14 protein-coding genes are annotated in these 19,613 nt (G+C 52.6%); 4 read left to right on the forward strand and 10 right to left on the reverse strand.

What is annotated here, in order from left to right:
* Positions 1-83: 83 nt before the first annotated feature.
* The 3 genes from dnaJ to grpE all read right to left on the reverse strand — a co-directional run bounded on the left by dnaJ (position 84) and on the right by grpE (position 4,139).
* Complete coding sequence (dnaJ, locus tag VC28_RS13765) at positions 84-1,196, reverse strand: molecular chaperone DnaJ (protein WP_049631136.1); 1,113 nt, start codon at positions 1,194-1,196, stop codon at positions 84-86.
* Positions 1,197-1,408: 212 nt separating this feature from the next.
* Complete coding sequence (gene dnaK, locus VC28_RS13770; RefSeq protein ID WP_049631137.1) at positions 1,409-3,343, reverse strand: molecular chaperone DnaK; 1,935 nt, start codon at positions 3,341-3,343, stop codon at positions 1,409-1,411.
* Positions 3,344-3,566: 223 nt separating this feature from the next.
* Positions 3,567-4,139 carry a nucleotide exchange factor GrpE gene (gene grpE / locus VC28_RS13775; protein ID WP_231591764.1) on the reverse strand — a complete coding sequence of 191 codons (573 nt, stop codon included), beginning with the start codon at positions 4,137-4,139 and terminating at the stop codon, positions 3,567-3,569.
* A 453-nt stretch (positions 4,140-4,592) separates the two neighbouring features.
* On the opposite strand from grpE, the gene VC28_RS13780 reads away from it, so the two are divergent.
* Complete coding sequence (locus VC28_RS13780) at positions 4,593-6,212, forward strand: methyl-accepting chemotaxis protein (RefSeq protein ID WP_049631138.1); 1,620 nt, start codon at positions 4,593-4,595, stop codon at positions 6,210-6,212.
* A gap of 153 nt (positions 6,213-6,365) precedes the next feature.
* Positions 6,366-8,039, forward strand: a complete 1,674-nt coding sequence (gene recN, locus VC28_RS13785; RefSeq protein ID WP_049632413.1) for a DNA repair protein RecN — start codon at positions 6,366-6,368, stop codon at positions 8,037-8,039.
* Positions 8,040-8,256: 217 nt separating this feature from the next.
* On the opposite strand, the gene fur is transcribed toward recN, so the two are convergent.
* Complete coding sequence (gene fur, locus VC28_RS13790; protein ID WP_049631139.1) at positions 8,257-8,664, reverse strand: ferric iron uptake transcriptional regulator; 408 nt, start codon at positions 8,662-8,664, stop codon at positions 8,257-8,259.
* 78 nt (positions 8,665-8,742) lie between these two features.
* Here fur and VC28_RS13795 point away from each other — a divergent pair, with 78 nt between their 5' ends.
* Positions 8,743-9,198, forward strand: a complete 456-nt coding sequence (locus VC28_RS13795; RefSeq protein ID WP_049631140.1) for an outer membrane protein assembly factor BamE — start codon at positions 8,743-8,745, stop codon at positions 9,196-9,198.
* A 96-nt stretch (positions 9,199-9,294) separates the two neighbouring features.
* Here VC28_RS13795 and VC28_RS13800 read toward each other — a convergent pair whose 3' ends face one another.
* Entirely contained in the window at positions 9,295-10,926 is a 1,632-nt protein-coding gene (locus VC28_RS13800; protein ID WP_049631141.1) for a diguanylate cyclase, read from the reverse strand.
* A gap of 294 nt (positions 10,927-11,220) precedes the next feature.
* Between VC28_RS13800 and VC28_RS13805 the strand changes: the two genes are divergently transcribed.
* On the forward strand, positions 11,221-12,444 hold the full coding sequence (locus tag VC28_RS13805) for an HD-GYP domain-containing protein (RefSeq protein ID WP_049631142.1): 1,224 nt from the start codon (positions 11,221-11,223) through the stop codon (positions 12,442-12,444).
* Between the two features lie 179 nt (positions 12,445-12,623).
* Here the strand turns inward: VC28_RS13805 and VC28_RS13810 are convergent, their stop codons facing one another.
* From VC28_RS13810 to VC28_RS13830, 5 genes are all read right to left on the reverse strand, one after another.
* Positions 12,624-13,007 (reverse strand): response regulator, encoded by a 384-nt coding sequence (locus VC28_RS13810; protein WP_049631143.1) that lies wholly within the window; start codon positions 13,005-13,007, stop codon positions 12,624-12,626.
* A gap of 89 nt (positions 13,008-13,096) precedes the next feature.
* Positions 13,097-14,728: a GAF domain-containing sensor histidine kinase gene (locus VC28_RS13815; RefSeq protein WP_049631144.1), complete on the reverse strand. Its 1,632-nt coding sequence runs from the start codon at positions 14,726-14,728 to the stop codon at positions 13,097-13,099.
* Entirely contained in the window at positions 14,728-18,678 is a 3,951-nt protein-coding gene (locus VC28_RS13820; RefSeq protein ID WP_049631145.1) for a PAS domain S-box protein, read from the reverse strand. The genes VC28_RS13815 and VC28_RS13820 overlap by 1 nt, the downstream gene beginning before the upstream one ends.
* A gap of 124 nt (positions 18,679-18,802) precedes the next feature.
* Positions 18,803-19,138 carry an RnfH family protein gene (locus VC28_RS13825; protein WP_049631146.1) on the reverse strand — a complete coding sequence of 112 codons (336 nt, stop codon included), beginning with the start codon at positions 19,136-19,138 and terminating at the stop codon, positions 18,803-18,805.
* Between the two features lie 37 nt (positions 19,139-19,175).
* Positions 19,176-19,610 carry a type II toxin-antitoxin system RatA family toxin gene (locus VC28_RS13830; RefSeq protein WP_049631147.1) on the reverse strand — a complete coding sequence of 145 codons (435 nt, stop codon included), beginning with the start codon at positions 19,608-19,610 and terminating at the stop codon, positions 19,176-19,178.
* Positions 19,611-19,613 lie beyond the last annotated feature (3 nt).

Below are 19,613 nucleotides of genomic sequence, written 5' to 3' on the forward strand. Positions count from 1 at the left end.
TGCGCTCAGCACCAACCTACATTTAGTTGATCGCAATAAAAAAGCCGATTCTCTCGAATCGGCTTTTTAAGTTTAAATATTACTTACTCACCAAAAAACTTCTTGACCCCATCGAACCAACTCGACTGTTTGGGCGAGTATTTTCCGCCCTTCATTGTCGCTTGGAATTCTTTGAGTAACTCTTTTTGTTTGCCGGTGAGGTTAACTGGTGTTTCCACTACAACGCGACAGAGCAAGTCACCTACGCCGCCGCCGCGTACGGGTGTTACACCTTTGCCGCGTAATTTGAAGAGTTTTCCGGTTTGGGTTTCGGGCGGCACTTTCAGTTTTACGCGACCATCAAGCGTTGGCACTTCAAGCTCGCCACCGAGTGCGGCATCGACAAAATCAATCGGGACTTCGCAATACAAATCGGCACCGTCACGCTTGAAAATATTGTGTTCACGCACGTGGACTTGCACGTATAAATCACCGCTTGGCCCTCCGTCTGCACCAGCTTCACCCTCGCCGGATAAGCGGATGCGGTCACCGGTATCCACACCTGCAGGCACTTTGACTTGCAAGGTTTTGGTTTCTTCTACACGGCCTTGGCCGCTACAGGATTTACACGGATCTGAAATAATTGTGCCGCGCCCACGACAAGTGGGGCAGGTTTGCTGCACAGAGAAAAAGCCCTGTTGCATGCGCACTTGGCCGTGGCCACCACAGGTAGTACAGGTCACAGGTTTACTGCCTGCTTTTGCACCGGAACCGTCACAGGTTTTACAAGACACCAACGTAGGTACTTTAATTTGTACGCTGGTGCCTTTGACGGCCTCTTCCAAATTTAATTCGAGGTTGTAGCGCAGATCGGAACCGCGACTGGGGCCACCGCGACCACCGCGCCCGCCACCAAAAATATCGCCGAACACATCGCCGAAAATATCACTGAAATTACTGAAGCCTGCGCCACCACCCATGCCGCCCTGACCATCAACACCTGCGTGACCGTGGCGATCATAAGCTGCGCGCTTGTTGTCATCCGAAAGAACTTCGTAAGCCTCGTTGGCTTCTTTGAATTTTTCTTCCGCCGATGGATCATCCGGGTTTCTATCCGGGTGAAATTTCATCGCCACACGGCGGTATGCTTTTTTCAATTCAGCTGCGTCTACATCTTTTTTGACGCCGAGGACTTCGTAGTAATCGCGTTTTGCCATGGTTACACCGATAGTAGAAATGTGGTTTACATTTCAAATAATAATTTCATCGTAGCCCGTATGGAGCCTAGCGTAATACGGGACTGATCATTTAAAACATTCCCCGTATTTCGTTAGACTCCATACGGGCTACATTTGCCGGATTCTTACATGACAAATGCGGGCATGAGCCCGCATTTGTTATTGGTACTTACAGCCAAGCAATCGAAGACTTATTTGTTGTCTTCTTTCACTTCTTCGAATTCAGCATCCACTACGCCGTCATCTGCTGCTTTGCTGTTGCCACCGGCTTGTTGTGCACCAGCACCGGCGTTAGCACCTGCAGCTTGTTGCTCGGCATACAGTTTTTGCGCAAGCGAACCTGAAGCTTCAGTCAGCTTGGTTGTTGCTGCTTCGATTTTCGCAAGATCATCGCTTTTCGCTGCATCACGTGCTTCAACCAACGCAGCTTCGATTGCAGATTTTTCTTCTGCAGTGGCTTTATCGCCCGCTTCTTTCACGGTTTTTTCCGTTGCGTGGATCAAACCTTCCAGAGTGTTGCGCGCGGTGACGACCTCTGCAAACTTGCGATCTGACTCGGCATTGGCTTCCGCGTCTTTGATCATTTTCTGGATTTCTTCATCGCTCAAACCAGAAGATGCTTTGATCACGATCGATTGCTCTTTACCTGTGGCTTTGTCTTTCGCGCTCACGTTCAAAATACCATTAGCGTCGATGTCAAATGTCACTTCAATTTGTGGCATGCCGCGTGGTGCAGGCGGAATGTCAGCCAAATCAAAACGACCAAGCGATTTGTTTTGCGACGCTTGTTTACGCTCACCTTGCACTACATGAATAGTCACGGCAGTTTGGTTGTCGTCCGCAGTCGAGAAAATTTGCGATTTCTTGGTCGGAATCGTGGTGTTTTTGTCGATCAATGGCGTTGCAACACCGCCCATGGTTTCAATACCCAGGGTCAGTGGGGTTACGTCCAACAACAATACGTTGGTGGTATCGCCCGACAATACGGAGCCTTGGATCGCTGCACCGATTGCAACGGCTTCGTCCGGGTTTACATCTTTACGCGCTTCTTTGCCGAAGAAATCGGCTACTGCTTTTTGTACCAGTGGCATACGGGTTTGACCGCCCACCAGAATCACATCATCAATTTCGCTGATGGATTTGCCAGAATCTTTAATGGCTTGTTTTACTGGCTCCATGGATTTGGTAACCAAATCTTCCACCAAAGACTCAAGCTTCGCGCGAGTCAGTTTTACTACCAAGTGTTTTGGACCAGTTGCATCAGCAGTGATGTATGGCAAGTTCACTTCGGTTTGTTGGCTGGATGACAATTCGATCTTGGCTTTCTCTGCCGCTTCTTTCAAACGTTGCAGTGCCAGTGGATCGTTGTGCAAATCGATGCCGGTATCTTTCTTGAAAGTTTCCGCCAGGAATTCGATCAAGCGCATGTCAAAGTCTTCACCACCAAGGAAAGTATCGCCGTTGGTTGAAAGCACTTCGAATTGATGTTCACCATCTACGTCAGCAATTTCGATAATCGAAATATCGAAAGTACCACCACCCAAGTCGTATACCGCAATGGTGCGATCACCTACACCTTTATCTAAACCGTAAGCCAGTGCTGCAGCAGTTGGTTCGTTGATAATGCGTTTTACATCCAAACCTGCGATACGGCCCGCATCTTTAGTCGCTTGACGTTGTGAATCGTTGAAGTAAGCAGGAACAGTAATGACTGCTTCAGTCACGCTTTCGCCGAGATAATCCTCAGCGGTTTTTTTCATTTTCTTCAATACTTCAGCAGAAATTTGTGGCGGTGCTTTTTTATCGCCTTTCACTTCTACCCAGGCATCACCATTATCGGCAGCGACGATTTTGTAGGGCACCATTTTGATGTCCTTCTGCACAACGTCGTCTTTGAATTTGCGGCCAATCAAACGTTTTACCGCAAACAAAGTATTGTGCGGGTTAGTGACAGCCTGACGCTTGGCCGATTGACCTACCAGAATCTCATCGTCGTTAGTAAACGCAATAATCGATGGCGTGGTGCGATCGCCTTCGGCATTTTCGATCACTTTTGGCTTGCCGCCTTCGAGTACAGAGACGCAAGAGTTGGTAGTACCCAAGTCGATGCCGATAATTTTACCCATGGTGTTGCTCCTGAAAAATTCTATTTGTTGCTGGGTGCATGAGATTGTCACGCACCGGATGTTAATGACTTGTGTGGATCGCTTGCTCTAATCGCGCTGACATAAATGTTTTGCGCTTTCGATTGCAGTTGGTTTCTATATTGGCGCGCGGCATTTGAATTCAAGTGTCGCACTAAAAAAAATCTGTACGAAACTTGCGCAACCGCGCGATGACATTCAACCGTTATGGCGCTTTGGAAACCACAACCATTGCTGGACGCACCAAGCGACCATGCAAGGTATAACCCTTTTGGAAACAGTTGATGACCGTATTGGGTTCAACGTCGGGATTAGGTACTGCAGAAACCGCCTGATGCAAATTGGGATCGAAAGGCTCACCTACCGGGCTTACTGCAATGACTTGATGGCGAGCGAGCGCATCGACAAAAGACTTGTGAGTAAGTTGAATGCCCTCCACAACCGCACTCAAGGCTTCGTTGCCCGTATCGATAGCCGCCAGTGCGCGCTCCAGGTTATCAACCACAGGCAGCAAATCATTTACCATTTTTTCCAAGCCAAACTTGTGTGCCTTTTCCACATCTTGCTCTGCGCGACGGCGGGCATTTTGCGCATCGGCTTGGGCGCGCAAGGCTTGCTCTTTAGCAGATTCATAACCGGCAGCCAGAGTAGCCAGTTGGGCTTGCAGTGCTTCAATGCTGATGTCTGATGCTTCTGCTTGTGTTTGCTCGGTCACTTCCTCTGCCGGATTCTGGGGCTCAGTAGTGTTTTGGATATCGGTATAGTCTTGGGTTGACACGCTAATCTCTCCCATCACAGGTTGCGCGGTACCGGCCAAATGATTGGCACAAATCCCGCTTTAATGACTGTGTCGCTATATGGGGCTAGCAGCGGGGGATTCAAGTTTTCTGCCAAAGTTTTTCCCATCGCCGCCGATAGCTAAAGGGAGCAGCAGCGATTTACCACCAGCAATCAGGCATCGCTTGCTTTTGGAAAATTGCTTCTATACTCAAATTAACCTTGTTACAGCCATGATCATCCGCTAGCTGCAACTAGCCTATAGCGGCCGGAATTTGCACGCCTTTGGTGCAAAAATGAAGATTTATGCGCCAAACTGGCGTGCAAGTTCTTCCAGGATTACTTGGACGTAAACGTTTGCCTTATGAAACAAAAAATCATTTGACAACGTTGTCTTGTGAGCATAAGGTCGGCGATCTCACTGTTCATAACTTAGCCACTGCCAGGGGGCACAATGTCACTGCGCGTCAAAATCTGGATACTCTCCGCCCAAATCTTTGTCGGTTTGCTGGGAATCATGCTGATCGGGCTCTATACGGTTCGCTATTCCAGCGAGAAAGACAACGCTGCCCGCGTCGAGCAATTACTCAATAGCACCTACGCTACCGTCATCCAAATGGAGCAAATGGCAGCCCGGGGCGAAATGGACGATGAGACAGCGAAAAAAATCGCCACTACCTTGCTGCGCAACAATATCTATCACAAGTCGGAATACGTTTACGTTGCCGATGAAAAGCTGAACTTTGTTGCAGCGCCGCTCGATCCGCAAATCCACGGCACCAGCTTTCACGAGTTCCGCGATGGCAAGGGTCAGAGCGTGGGTGAAATACTGCAAAGAGCCGTAGAAAAAGCCAACGGCCAGCTCGCGCGCTACAACTGGACACAAAAACAAGCTGACGGCTCCATCGAAGAAAAGTTATCGATCGCCAAACTGTCACCCCGCTGGAATTGGGTGGTAGGAACCGGGATCGGATTTAATGAAGTGAATGCACGCTTCTGGGAAACCGCAAAATGGCAACTGACCATCTGTATGCTGGTGATGCTGGCGATTGTTGTGCCGGTGGTGGTATTTGCGCGCAGACTCGACAGCGGCTTGGGTGCCGAATTGAAAGAAGTGCTGACACTGGTACGCGCCGTCGCCAGTGGCGATCTGACCGAGCGCGGCGTACACAATGCGCCGGAAGACAGTATTTATGGCTCGGTAGTGCGCATGCGCCATGCACTGCGCGAGGTGATTGGCGGGATTTCACAAATGGTGTCGCGCCTGCATTCCATCAGTGACGATATTGTTCATAAAGCGGAAACCAGCACGGCAATGGCCGAAGACCAAAGCGTCAACACCATCAAAATTGCGTCCTCTGCCGAAGAATTCAACATGCAGACCAAAGATGCCATGCAGCAGGCCAAGGTGGCGACCAACCAAACTGACCATGCATCCAAAACCGCAAACCAAGGCCAGAAATTAATTTCCAGTGCGGTCAAAAGCTTTGTGGAGATCGACAACAGCGTGATCCAAACCCAGGGCAGCATTGATGACCTCGCCAACCGGATCAACAGTATTTCAGCCGTTATCTCGGTGATTAGCGAAGTTGCCAACCAAACCAACTTGCTTGCCCTCAACGCCGCGATTGAAGCAGCGCGGGCAGGTGAGCAAGGGCGTGGTTTTGCGGTAGTAGCCGATGAGGTTCGCCAACTTGCGCAACGCACCACGCAGGCGACTACCGAAATCAGCGATACCATTACCGCCGTACAAAACTCCAGCCGTGTCGCCAAACAAAATATGGACGACATGGTGGTGCAATTAAAAGAAGGCATCAGCCAAACCCGTCAGGGCGGCGAAATTGTTGAGAGCGTACGCCTGGAGACTGATGAAGTCGCCAAGATGGTGGCTCATATCGGCAACTCGTTGATCGAACACGTACAAGCCAGCAGTTTGATCCTCGAATACGTAAGCCATGTGGAGCAGTCATCGCTAGGCACTAAAGATGCCGCGCGCGGCACCTTGCTGGCATCGCAGCAAATCCGCGATGCTTCCGATGAGCTCAGCCGGAGATTGGAAGGCTTCCGCCTGTAATAACACCCCGCGGCCGAAGATTCTCCCGGCCGCAGCTTGCTACACAAACAAAACATACTGTATAAATAGCCAGACATTTTATTAATATAAATGTCTGGCTTTTTTATTGGCGCATTCTTTTATTTGTTGCGTGGCACAACTCGCGAGGCATCCATGCTGACTCACCTGAATATCCAAAACTTCACTTTGGTTGAACGGCTCGATCTGGATATCAAACCAGGAATGACCGTCATTACCGGCGAGACAGGGGCAGGCAAATCGATCATGCTGGATGCGCTTGCGCTTACCTTGGGCGACCGTGCGGAAGCGGATAGGGTGAGACAGGGTGCCAGCCGTGCCGACATCACCGCCACCTTCGATACCAGCGCCATTCCCAGCGCCCAGGAATGGCTGCTCAATATGGATTTGCAGCAACCGGATAATCCGCAAGAGTGCCTGCTGCGCCGACTGGTTAATAATGAAGGTAAATCGAAATCCTACATTAATGGCCAACCGGTAACCCTGCAGCAGTTGCGCATCCTCGGTGAGATGCTGCTGGATATTCACAGCCAACATGAGCATCAATCACTGCTGGTAAAAGACACCCATCGCCGCTTGATAGATGAATTTGCAGGTCAAACTGAATTAGCCAAGCAGGTGCGCCTGGCGTTTCGCGAATGGCAAAGCCGGCTTGAGCACTTTATCCATCTGCGCGACAACGCTGCGGATGTCAGTGCACGCTTCCAATTATTGAGTTATCAATTTAATGAATTGGAGCAGCTCGCGCTTCAACCGGGCGAATTGGTGAAACTGGAGGCCGAACAGCGCAGCCTCGCCAATGCCGAAGACATTATGCGCGGCAGCCAACAACTGGCTGCTTTTTGTAGCGATGAAGAGCAGGGGCTGAGCGTAAACCTGCACCGCGCGCTGCACATTTTGCGCAACCTGCCAGAAAAATCGGCTGCGCTGTTGGCTGCAGAAGAATTATTGGCCAGTGCACAGATTCAAGTCGAAGAGGCGCAACACGAGATCGATCGCCATATCGACAGTTTTAATCTTGACCCAGCGCGCTTGGCGGTAGTGGAAGATCGCTTGTCGGCGATTTACGATCTGGCGCGCAAGCACCGAATCCAACCGGAAGAACTGCCCGGTTTTGTCGACCAACTCAGCGCAGAACTGGAACAACTAAACGGTGGCGACGCCAAGCTCGATCAACTAGCGCTGCAAGTTGAGCAAGCAGAAAAAGCCTATCGCCAACTGGCGGAGCAACTGTCTGCCAAACGCAACAAAGCAGGTAACAATCTCGCCAAGCAAGTCAACGAACAACTCAAACTGCTGGCGATGGAAAATGCCAAGCTGAGCGTTAGCCTGATTCCTTTGGGTGATAAGCCAAATGCCAACGGTCTGGAAGAGGTGGAATTCCTGATCAGCACCAACCCTGGTCAGGCACCGCGCCCCTTGGCCAAAGTCGCATCGGGTGGCGAGCTGTCACGGATTAGCCTTGCGATTCAGGTGATTACTGCGCAAACATCCGCCACACCAACCTTGGTATTTGACGAAGTGGATGTCGGGATTGGCGGCGCAACTGGCGATGTTGTGGGGCAATTGCTGCGGCAGCTGGGCGAAAAAGGTCAGGTTATCTGCGTAACCCATCTGGCACAGGTCGCAAGTAAAGGGCATCAGCATTTGCAGGTGGTCAAAACAGCGGGCAAAAAAAGTGCTGAATCAACACTGGTTGAGCTGGTGGGGGACAGCAAGGTAGAGGAAATTGCGCGCATGCTTGGCGGCTTGAAAATTACAGACCAATCGCTCGCTCACGCCCGTGAAATGTTAGCCATTGAACCTTAATGCGCTTCAATAATGGGCATTACTGACCATCCGATCCATCACACCGGATAAAAAACCGGAAATAAAAAGGGCGCGATAAACGCGCCCTCAAGCAGTAATACAAATCAACGTTTCTTTCATAACACCTATGCTTACGCATATCAAGCACTAACGTTTTCTTGCTAAAACATTTTCTTTCTTCACTAACATTACTCGCCTAACACTTGCTCTGAAACACTCAGCGTTTCTTCCTTACGTATAACACCAAGCTGTGATCAGTTAATTCGAAACCATACTCTGCTGCAATGCGTTTTTGCAAGGTTTCAATTTCATCATTATGGAACTCAATGATGTTGCCGGTATCTATATCGACCATGTGATCATGGTGTTCGCCGCGCGCAACTTCAAATACAGAATGACCGCCGTCGAAATTATGTCTCGCTACCAAACCGGCAGTTTCAAATTGGGTCAGTACCCGGTAGACAGTTGCCAAGCCTACATCATCACCCTGCTCCATCAGCGCTTTATACACATCTTCCGCGCTCATGTGATGCTGTTCAGAGGACTCCAGCATTTGCAAAATTTTCACACGTGGCAAGGTCACTTTAAGACCCGCTTTGCGCAGTTCGTGGTTACCGTCTGCCATTATTTCCCCCAAACCCTTCTCAGTGTTCCTGTGGTTCGGGTATTATCCGCGTTCATTTTCGTTAGTGGAAGCCCTAGTATGAAATTAGCCAGCCGTGTTTTTCTGGCCCTTGTCTTAGCATCCAGCCTCACCGCTTGCTCCAGCTTCCGCTTTCCTGGTGTGTATAAAGTCGGTATCCAGCAGGGCCATATCATCACCCAGGAGATGGTAGACCAGCTCAAGTTGGGCATGTCCAAACGTCAAGTGCGCTTTGTTCTTGGCAATACCTTGCTGCCAGATACCTTTAATGATGACCGCTGGGATTATCCTTACAGTGTACGCCGTGGCTCGCAAGGCGAGATTACCCAGTACCTTTACACTGTGTATTTTGAAAACGACAAGCTGGTCAAAACCGAAGGCGATTTCTTACCGGGCAAAGCGCCTATGAGCGGTGAAAAATCGAAGCGATACCTGGAAGATATGAACCGCGATGTGCCGGTACCCACCGAAGACAGCACACCGCCTGAAGTACCAGATCCGGATGAACTTGAGTAAGCACGCCAGATTTACCAAAGACGACAACGCCCGGCTAAATGCCGGGCGTTGTGTTTATGGTGGTAACAATTTGGATGCGACGTAAGTGAAAGGGGATTAAATACAAATCCGGTTACGGCCTTCTGCTTTGGCTCTATAAAGTGCGGCATCGGCTTCATGTAGCAATTGCTCGGCGCGCACGACACCTTCGCGATAGGCGGCAATACCGACGCTGAGGGTGACATTGAAGCTGCGCTGGTCAACAGTAAAGGTGATCTCACCGAACCGCTGGCGCACATCCTCCATCAGAGCCAGAGCTTCATCGCGACCGCAGCGCGGTAACACGGCGACAAACTCTTCACCGCCGTATCGCCCAACCGCATCGGATTTACGCAAACGCTGACGCAACAGGTGGGCAATCGCCTTGATCACTTTGTCACCTGCGGGATGGCCGTAGGTGTCGTTGACCTGTTTGAAGTGGTCGAGATCCAGCATGACCAGACTGAGGTTTTCGCCCGACCGGATAGCGCGGCTCAGCTCGACATCGACCTGCTCTTTGATGCGTGAGTGCTTCAGCAAACCGGTCAGGCTGTCGCGGTCCAGCGCATCGCTCAGTTGCCGGCTGCGCGCTGCGCGCACCGAAACGGCAGTTACCAGCTCGCGGTCCCCCATTGGTTTGCTGAGAAAATCATCGCCTGCGCGCCCCATGGCATTGGCACGTTTTTCTTCGTCCAGCTCGGATGACAAATAGGTGATGGGTATTCTCAGCCAATCCTGATTCAGGCGAATCACCTGTGCCAGCTCCGCCCCGTTACAACCGGGCATATTGATATCGAGCAAAATCAGCTCGGGATGAAAATCCTGCAACTTTTCAAAAATTTCGCGCGGATTATTAATGACTTCTGCACGGATATCCGCGGAGCTGAGCACCAGTTTGTAATGCTCGGCCAATTCCAGATCATCATCGATAATCAACACCCTGTGCGGTGCACTGCGGTTGCGGTCCAGATAATACTCAAAGCAATCGACCAAACGGATGATGTCCAGCGGCTTCACAAAATAGCCCACAGCACCGGCGCGCACGGCAGCATGGTAGGCATCAAAATCGGTGCGGGTAGAAACAAAAATCACCGGGATAGGCACCGGCAGCTGCTGTTGCATAATGGCGACCGCTTCGGGCGTTTCACGGCCTTCTTCGGTAAACATAATGTCGCAAATCATAAAATCCGGCGGGCGGCGCAACACTTCGACTTCTGCTGCGGCGATGGTAGAGAAGTGTTCTACCTGATGACCAAAGTGACGCAAGGTCATGCAGACTTCGTCGGCGATGTCCTGATCGTCCTCCAACACATAAATCAGCGTATTGGTTTTGAGCGGCGCGAGCTGCGAGACCACAGGGGTTTTCTTCGGGCTATCGTTTTGCGCCAAACCATCCAATGCCGCCACGGCGACAGCAAACACGCGCACCAAACCGAGATCCAGCTGGTTGCTGTCGATCCACGCCTGGGTTTGCAATTCCAGTTTTTTGGCTTGTTTCCCTAATTCAGGAAAACCAAAACTGCCTGCGGACCCTGCCAATTTATGCAGCCGTTGGCGCAACTGGTTGAGCGCATCTAGCTGCAGGGCAGGATTGGGTTTGGTCAAGTGTTCAACCAAACTGCGTAGCTGCTGGATTTCGGCGGGAAGACGCGCGGCATAATCTGCCCGAAGCGCCTGAAGTTTTAAGGCAATTTCAGCATTTTTATCCATGGGTAACCGATGCCTGACACAGGTTGTGAGCCACTTGATGGCTTTTCATTATCAGCTCTTGATGTAGGAAGTTAAACCCATGCCAAAGATCAAGCACTGGTACAGTTCCCGTTAATGTATTGAATAATAGGTCTGATCCACCGGTTTAGCCAACCGGCAAACACTCTCCTGTTCACATCCCGGAAGCGCCCTATAAAAGAATTAATTTACGCCAGCCTTACCCGATAAAAAACACTGTCTATACTCATTTTAATGCTGCTCGATCAGGCATCCACCTTCACTTTCTGGACTCACATGCTCAAGCGAATTGCTGTCAACGACTTACAGCTCGGAATGTTCATTTGTGAATTTTGCGGTTCATGGATGGAGCATCCATTCTGGAAAACCAAGTTTTTGCTGACGGATGAAAGCGACCTGCAAACCATTAAAAGCAGCGGCATTAAAGAGCTGTGGATTGACGTAGCCAAAGGTGCCGATCTTGACGGGGCAGTGCCGGGTAAGTCAGAAGAGGAAGTCGAGCGCGAAACCGATGCTTTATTGCTGTCCGCTGCAAAAGCCGCATCCACAGAAAAGACCTCCCTCGCCGATGAAATTGCTACCGCAGCCACACTTTGCGCCAAAGCCAAAGAAGCCGTCATTGAAATGTTCAGCGATGCCCGTATGGGCAAGGCGATTCAAGTCGAAGAGGCGCGGGCGCTGGTAGAAGACATATCCAATTCGGTATTGCGCCAACCCCACGCGCTGATCAGTCTGGCGCGCTTAAAAACGGCCGATGAATACACCTACATGCATTCTGTTGCAGTCTGCGCGTTGATGATCGCGCTCGCACGCCAGCTAAACCTGAGCGAGGACATGGTACGTGAGGCGGGTTTTGCGGGTTTGTTGCACGATATTGGCAAGGTCGGCATTCCGCTTAAAGTGTTGAACAAACCGGGCAAGCTGACCGACGACGAATTCGCCGTCGTTAAATCCCATCCGGATGTGGGAGCCAAGATTTTAATTGAGAGCTACGACGTCAGCCCAATGGTGCTGGATGTCTGCCTGCACCACCACGAAAAAGTCGATGGCACGGGTTATCCCCACGGTCTGAAAGGCGACACCATCAGCCTCTACGCCAAAATGGGTGCCGTGTGCGACGTGTATGACGCCATCACCTCCAACCGCCCTTACAAAAAAGGCTGGTCGCCTGCTGACTCCATCCGCAAGATGGCGGAGTGGAGCAAAGGCCACTTCGATGAAGCGATTTTTCAAGCATTTGTGAAGACTGTGGGAATTTACCCGACCGGCTCACTGGTGCGTCTGGAAAGCGGCCGCTTGGCAGTTGTCGTTGAGCAGAATGAGAAATCACTGCTCACCCCCACCGTGAAGGTATTTTTCTCGGCAAAATCCAAGATGCCCATTATTCAGGAGACACTGGACTTGGCGAAACTGCAGGGCAAAGAAAAAATCATCGGCCGCGAATCGCCCGATGACTGGGGTTTTAAAAATCTGGATGTGCTTTGGTCGGGGATTAGTTAAGCCTCTGGATTCGCTGCGCTGATCCAAGATCCCCGCCGTATAGAACTGAGAAAAAGAAAACGAGCAAATATTCTTAATGTTTATCTATCGTCACTCCCGCTCGCGGGAGTCCAGCTGTTGACGTTGTTGATAAAACCTATGGATCCCCGCTGCGCGAGGATGACGACTCTCTGGTTACATTACTGTTTTGACCAAATGTCGCGCAGTTCCTGCGCCAGTGTCATAGGGTCAAAGGGTTTTGCGATCACCCCTACTGCGCCCAGTTTCAGATAGCCTTCCACTTCTTGCGGCTGTACCTTGGCGGTCATAAATACCACTGGTGTTGTGGCCAGTTCCGGAAAACTGCGCAGCCCTTTGAGGGTTTCCGGCCCGTCCATCCCCGGCATCATCACATCCAGCAGCACCAGATCCGGTTTAAACGCGACCGCTTTTTCCAGCGCATCGCCCCCGCAATTGCAGGCCTCTACGGTAAAACCATTGATGGTTTCCAGCACCATCATCGCGATGGCCTGGATATCCGGGTCATCCTCCACATATAAAATCCGGCTCAACTCCTGCGTCATAGATGAGTACCTGTCTGTTTTTAACGGTTTAATTGTCTGTCGCTTCGATGGGTAACGATTCCCTTGCCAACGACTCGATGTTTACTACTTCAGTGATCTGTTGCGGGCAATGCGCGCACCGATGACGGATTCCCCGCAATCAGGAACAGCGCAAAAAATGTGGCTCCCTTACCCAATTCCGAATCAAAGCCAATTTTGCCTTGCATCTTTTCCACAAACGATTTGCTGATCGCCAAACCCAACCCCGTGCCGCCGCGCTGGCGTGAGTCCGACGAATCCGCTTGGGAAAATTTTTGGAAAATCCGCGCGCGAAACTCGTCGCTGATGCCCGGGCCATGATCCACAACCGCAATTTTTGCCCACTCACCCTGTTGCGACAACTCCACCTCTACCTGGCCACCAGCGGGCGAAAACTTGACGGCATTGGAGATGAAATTGGCCAGTACCTGCTGCAGGCGCTGGGCATCAACCCGCACCCGCAGATCCGCCTCCGGTGCACGCAGCGCGAGCCTGATGCCAAAGGTATCAGCATAGGCTTTATTGCTTTCGAGCGAATTTTCCAATATCGGCAACAGCGCCTGTTCCACCATATTGAATTCCATTTTGCCCGCCAGAATTTTCTCCATATCGAGCAAGTCATTGATCAATAGCGTCAAGCGCAGAGCATTTTTATGGGCGATGTCCACCATGTTGCGAATAGTGGGCGGAAGCTCACCCAACATCCCGCTCGCGATCAGCCCCAGTGAGCCGGAAATGGCGGTCAAGGGTGTGCGCAACTCATGACTGACAGCCGATACAAAATCGTTTTTCATCTGCTCTATGCGTTTGCGCTCGCTAATATCCCAGATAAACCCGTCGATAAACCTGAGCTCTCCCTGCTCATCAAACACACCGCATCCGACCTCTTCTACCCAGCGCCAGGACTGGTCAGCGTGCTGTAGGCGATAAATCAGGTGGAACGAGCGGCGCTGCACCAATGCCTCTTGCACCAGATCATAAATAACAGGGACATCGTCGCTGTGGGTGATGTCGGTCATGCTCAGGGCATCGTCACGCAAAAACTCCGCTGCGGCATACCCGGTCAGGGATTCAACCGCCGCACTCATAAATAGCATGCTCCAGCGGGTATTGTTTTCGCAGCGGTAGACAGCACCGGGAAAGTTGCTGACCATAGTTTGCAGGCGCTCTTCACTTTCCTGCGCAATGCGACGCTCCTGCGCGAGGATGTTATTGGCTTCGCGCAGCCGCAACAGCTGCATCACCTGCCCAGCCAATAGTTTGAGTGTCAGGATTTGGGTCTGGCTTAGCCCGCGCGGCTGGAAATCGACAATACACAGTGTGCCCAATGCCAAACCGTTCTCCGTCACCAAGGGAGCGCCGGCATAAAAACGGATGTAGGGCTCTCCTACTACCATGGGATGGTCGCAAAAGCGCGGGTCTTGCCGGGCATCTTCCACCACCATTAATTCATCAGGATTAAGGATGGCGTGCGCACAAAATGTCAGCTCGCGCGGAACTTCGGTTATATCCAGCCCCACACAGCTTTTGTACCACTGACGCCGCTCATCAATCATGGACACTATCGCGATAGGGGTCGCGCAAATACTGCCCGCCAGTTGGGCAACATCGTCAAAGCTTTGCTCGCGCGGCGTATCCAGGATCGCCAGATGGTACAGGTAGTCGAGGCGCTCATTTTCGCGCGCAGGTAAGGCTGCTTTCATTATGGTGCGGCTCCCGCCGGTTCAGTTGCCAACTGTGCCAGCGCTTGTTGGATGATGTCTTCCAGTTGCCCGTTGACCAGTGGCTTTTGCAACCAGAACACGCCACTGCGTGATACCAGTTCCGGCAGCCGTTTTTTGCCTTCATCCACAGCACCGGTGATGATAATCACCGGCAGGCGCTTTCCGTCTTGCAGGAGTGATTCCTGCTGGCGGATGTGTTCCACAATGGTCGTTCCATTCATATCAGGGAGGTTAAGGTCCAGCGTTATCAGATCGTAATCGCGCAGCTGCAAGTGTTCCAGTGCCGATTGACCGGTCGTCGCGCAATCCACATCGTAATCGCGGGATGCCAGTGCGGTGACCAATACCTCGGCGGTTTCAAGATCATCTTCCACCACCAGCAAATGCGGCTTGATCTTGCTCGGCTCCTGACGGCTGGCCGGGATTCTCTGGGTGGCATCTTCACAGGGCAGGTCAAAATAGAAACTGGCACCTTTGCCCGGTACTGAATCCACCCCCACCTTGCCGCCCATGCGCTCGATAATCTCTTTACAGATCGCCAAGCCCAAACCGGTGCCGCCTTTCTGGCGGGTATCCGAGGAGTCGGCCTGGGAGAACTTTTGGAACAGGCGGGCGCGGAAGTTCTCAGGTACCCCCGGCCCCTTGTCAGTCACACTCACCCGCACACTGCCAAAGCGAGGTTCTACCTGCACTGTCACCACATCATTCAGGGGCGAGAATTTGGCGGCATTGGAGAGGTAGTTGGCCAACACCTGCAGGAGCCGTTGGTTATCCACGGTGACTTTGATATCGCTATTGCCCGGCAGCAGCTCATAGGTCACGCCGTACTGTTGGGCGAACACACTATTGGCCTCAATGCTCTGCTGGATCAGCGGCAGCAACATCTGCGGTTTGATATCAAAATGCATTTTGCCCGCGACCAGTTTTTCCATATCGAGCAGATCGTTAACCAGATGAATCAGGCGCTGTGAATTATTGTGGGCTATCTGGATCATGCGCTCCGATTGCCCGGGCAACGCGCCGGCCAGACCATTGACCAAAATCCCCAGCGCGCCACTGATCGCCGTCAGCGGGGTGCGCAGTTCATGGCTGACGGTGGAGATAAATTCGGTTTTCATCTGGTCAATGCGCTTGAGCTCACTAATGTCGCGCGCCATACCCAAATAGCCGCTGATTTCACCCTCAGCATCGCGCAGCACCGCAACCGTCAACGCAACCGGCAGGCAGCTGCCATCTTTGCGCACATAGACCCATTCGTGTTCATCGTCATCCCCTTCGCGCGCCTTGGCCACAAAGGCATTGAAATCCGGTGCGACTTCATAACCGAGCTCGCAGGTCAGCTGGTGCGCGCGGGCGACCATTTCCTCGGGTAGATGAAGTATCGCAGGCGACTGTTTATCAATCATTTCCTCGGCGCTGTAACCCAGCATTAACTCTGCCCCCTGATTGAAGGTTTTGATCAGGCCGGTTTTATCGGTGGAGATAATCGCAATACTGGCGGCATCCAGAATCGCTTTGCGCAGGGAGTTGGTCTCTTTGAGTTTGATTTCGGTCTCTTTGAGCGGGGTAATGTCCGATACATAACCGCTCCAGAGCACACTGCCGTCATCCAGCTTTTCCGGTACCGACTGGATGTGGGTCCAGATCATGCCGCGCTGCGGGTTATTGATCCGCACTGTAGCCACCCAGGGCGTGAGGTGTGCGGCGGAATAAGAGACACTTTCACCCACCCAACCCGCATCATCCGGATGGATAACCGCGAATACCTTGTGCGCTGATAACGCGACATCTTCCGGGTTGACGTTGTAAATATTCTTGATGCCCGGGCTGGCGTAGGGGAAGAACGAGCTGCCATCAGGGCGCAACTGGAATTGGTAGAGGAAGCCCGGCAGCCGCTCGCTGAGTTTCTGGAAGCGCTGCAGGATGACTTTTTTCTCGGCGTCCTGTTGCAGGCGCTCGACGACTGAACTGATCCAACGCGCGAGCAAACGCACAAAGTCTTTGTCGAGTGAATCGTATGGGTGATGGCGGGTTTTGCGCGAGGTAAAGCAGAGGGTGCCATACACTTCGCCGTTCACCCACAAAGGCGCACCGATATAGCTTTCTATCTGGGTCAACAAATAGGCGGGGTGATGGCGATATTCGCTGGCGGGAATATCGTCCTCCGCCCACACGTCGCGCAAGCTGACCGTCAGGCCACAGTAGGTTTTGGCAAGCGGGCTGAAAGCGGGCAGGTTGTGCTGTCCCTGGGCGGAAAACTGGATGTGCACCCGGTAGTCATCGCCACTGATCTGGCTGATCGCCCCGCCACTCAAACCCAAATAGCGCGCGCCCAAACTCAGCGCACGGCGCAGTTGCTCATCCGGGTCCACCGCCGAGAGCGAGGCGATCTCATTGAGCGAGTGCAGCGCCGCCTGCTGGCGGATACTGATCAACTCGGTATTTTTGCGCTCGGTGATATCGGTATAGACCCCCAGCATCAGGGTGGCTTTGCCTTTGGCATCCCACTCCACCACCTTGCCGCGGGTGAGAATCCACTTGTAGCTACCGTCATGCACTTTGAGGCGATACTCGTTTTCATACATCGCCGTCTCGCCCTTGATGTGGCGGATGATGTCGCTGTAACTGGTGCGTTTATCTGCCGGGTGGACGCGGCTCATCCATTCATCCAGATCCAGCGATGTTGGTGATTCCGGCCCTATGCCGCAGAGCTGTCGCCACTCGGGAGAAAAGCTGGCCTTGTCGTGGGCAATATCCCACTCCCAAAACCCCGAATCACTGGAGCGCAGCGCCAATGCCAGGCGCTGGCGCGACTGTTCATTGACGGCGTGTTCAGCTTGCAACTGGGCGCTGTGCTGCTGCAGTAAATTGCGCAAGTAACGGCGATTGAGCTGGCTAAACCCGAGCAGTAACAATTGGGCACACACCATCGCCGCCATCCATTTTGCGATCACCCGCTGGCGGATATTGGTATAGGTTGTGTAGTCAGGGGTGATATCCGTCCAGGCCAGCATCGCCAATCCCGATTGCTCAATCGGTACCGAGGCCTGCTCCAGCGGCCACCAGGAGGCCACATAGGTTTTGCCTTCACTGAAAAGCAGATGGCCGCGCTGGTTAATCGGTACCATGCCGCTCGACCACCAGCTGTATAACTGCGGGTCAGTCGTTCCTTCCAGGCGCCAATCATCCACCGTGTTGGGGCTCTGTTGGTGGAGCTGTTGCCGGGTCTGTTCCCACAGCACCTGCTCAACTGCGGCTTTGCGCAAGAACACGGCCATTTGAATAGGTGTCTCGCTCTCGTTCGCCGGCAGGGATGACATACCCACCTCCAGCACCGCAATAACACCGCCGGTCTGATCCGGGTTCGCCATTATCGGCAAGACGGCGCGATAACCACTGCCTTGGCGGGCGACATCCAGGCCCCAGGTGGGAACACCTGATGTGAATGCAGAGGTGATCATAGGACGCAGGCCGCTGAGGCTGTCGCCATAGCGATCCGGGCGGTGCATGCGCAAGAAGTTCACTGCGCCGGGGGCGAAGTGCACACTCAACTGATCCGCGCCCAACTCTTCCATGTCGTCCCAGTAATCGCGCAGGAGCTGCTGCAAGTCAAGGCGGGCAACCTGCAACTGTTCGGAACCCGTGCCGTTGCTGGCATTGATAAATAGCTGATGGGCAGAGCGGATTTGTTCAATGACGCGGTAGTCGCGCCCGATCAACTGCGCCAGCAACATCGCCTGTTGGGTCAGGTCGCGGCCACTGGCTTTGACGTAATCACTTTGGGTCTGGGCGTTCCACGCCAAACGCTCATTCCAAACCTGGCGATGGGTGTTTAAATCGGCCAGCATAAACAACACAAATACCGCGGCCAGCCCCAGGGAAGACACCCAGGGCAACCAGCGGAATAAGCGTTTGTAATTCACTGACATGAACACTCTCGGGTAATGAATCGCGCCCGCCACCTAAACGTGGCGGAGTATTACCCCAGTGTAGTGCAAAATTTTGCGGGAGCTGGCCAAGGCAGCGGAAACGATGCCTTGGACAAGAGGGTGACTAAACGTCCGGAGCCGTGTCGCCTGTAGCGGTTTTTTCGGCGCGCTTGCGGCGGGCATCTTTGGGATCAGAAGCGAGTGGGCGGTAGATTTCCACGCGGTCGCCAGCATGGAGCACATGCTTATCGGCCGTTTCCAACCCCTTGGTACCGAGCGACTGGCCAAAAATGCCCATCTTGGCACTGGCGATGTCCAAGCCGGGAAAGTGATCCGCAATTTTGGAGCGCTTGACGGCCTCAAGCGCTGTAGTGCCCGGTTCTACCAAAAGCGCGATAATTTTTTGTTTATGCGGCAGCGCATAGGCCACTTCCACCGTGATCAAATCAAAATCAGCCATTGCTGTGTTCCACTAACGAAAAACCATGAACAAACACTCAGCGATAAACCTGTTTGGCGCGTGCGCAGAGCGCATCCACCTGTTTATTGCTGACACCTTCAAACAATTTGCCTACCGCCATACCCAGCAAGCGGTTCTGCAACTCAAATTCCAACTCAAAACTGACTTTGCACGCGGCATCGCCCAAAGGGCTAAAACGCCACACACCGCGCAAGTAGCTAAATGGCCCATCGACCAAATCCATGCTCATGCTGTGCGGCGGCTGCAACTGGTTGCGGGTGACAAAGCTCTGGCTCACACCGGCCTTGCTCAACTCTAGACGAGCTTCCAGCCAACCGTCGCCACGCGCAAGAATAGTGGCACCGGTGCAGCCCTCCATAAATTGCGGATAGGCTTCGATATCGTTGACCAGATCAAACATTTGCTGCGCTGAATAATTTACCAACGCCGATCGTTCCACCCTGTGAGCCAAGCC

Source organism: Cellvibrio sp. pealriver (genome assembly GCF_001183545.1).
In the GTDB taxonomy this organism is placed as follows: domain Bacteria; phylum Pseudomonadota; class Gammaproteobacteria; order Pseudomonadales; family Cellvibrionaceae; genus Cellvibrio.

Bases quoted from the DNA above. Each gene is read 5' to 3' on its own strand.
- VC28_RS13805 (WP_049631142.1), top strand. From the start codon at position 11,221: ATGCTCAAGCGAATTGCTGTCAACGACTTACAGCTCGGAATGTTCATT.
- VC28_RS13800 (WP_049631141.1), bottom strand. From the start codon at position 10,926: ATGGATAAAAATGCTGAAATTGCCTTAAAACTTCAGGCGCTTCGGGCA.
- fur (WP_049631139.1), bottom strand. From the start codon at position 8,664: ATGGCAGACGGTAACCACGAACTGCGCAAAGCGGGTCTTAAAGTGACC.
- VC28_RS13795 (WP_049631140.1), top strand. From the start codon at position 8,743: ATGAAATTAGCCAGCCGTGTTTTTCTGGCCCTTGTCTTAGCATCCAGC.
- VC28_RS13780 (WP_049631138.1), top strand. From the start codon at position 4,593: ATGTCACTGCGCGTCAAAATCTGGATACTCTCCGCCCAAATCTTTGTC.
- VC28_RS13820 (WP_049631145.1), bottom strand. From the start codon at position 18,678: ATGTCAGTGAATTACAAACGCTTATTCCGCTGGTTGCCCTGGGTGTCT.
- VC28_RS13810 (WP_049631143.1), bottom strand. From the start codon at position 13,007: ATGACGCAGGAGTTGAGCCGGATTTTATATGTGGAGGATGACCCGGAT.
- dnaJ (WP_049631136.1), bottom strand. From the start codon at position 1,196: ATGGCAAAACGCGATTACTACGAAGTCCTCGGCGTCAAAAAAGATGTA.
- VC28_RS13825 (WP_049631146.1), bottom strand. From the start codon at position 19,138: ATGGCTGATTTTGATTTGATCACGGTGGAAGTGGCCTATGCGCTGCCG.
- VC28_RS13815 (WP_049631144.1), bottom strand. From the start codon at position 14,728: ATGAAAGCAGCCTTACCTGCGCGCGAAAATGAGCGCCTCGACTACCTG.
- recN (WP_049632413.1), top strand. From the start codon at position 6,366: ATGCTGACTCACCTGAATATCCAAAACTTCACTTTGGTTGAACGGCTC.
- dnaK (WP_049631137.1), bottom strand. From the start codon at position 3,343: ATGGGTAAAATTATCGGCATCGACTTGGGTACTACCAACTCTTGCGTC.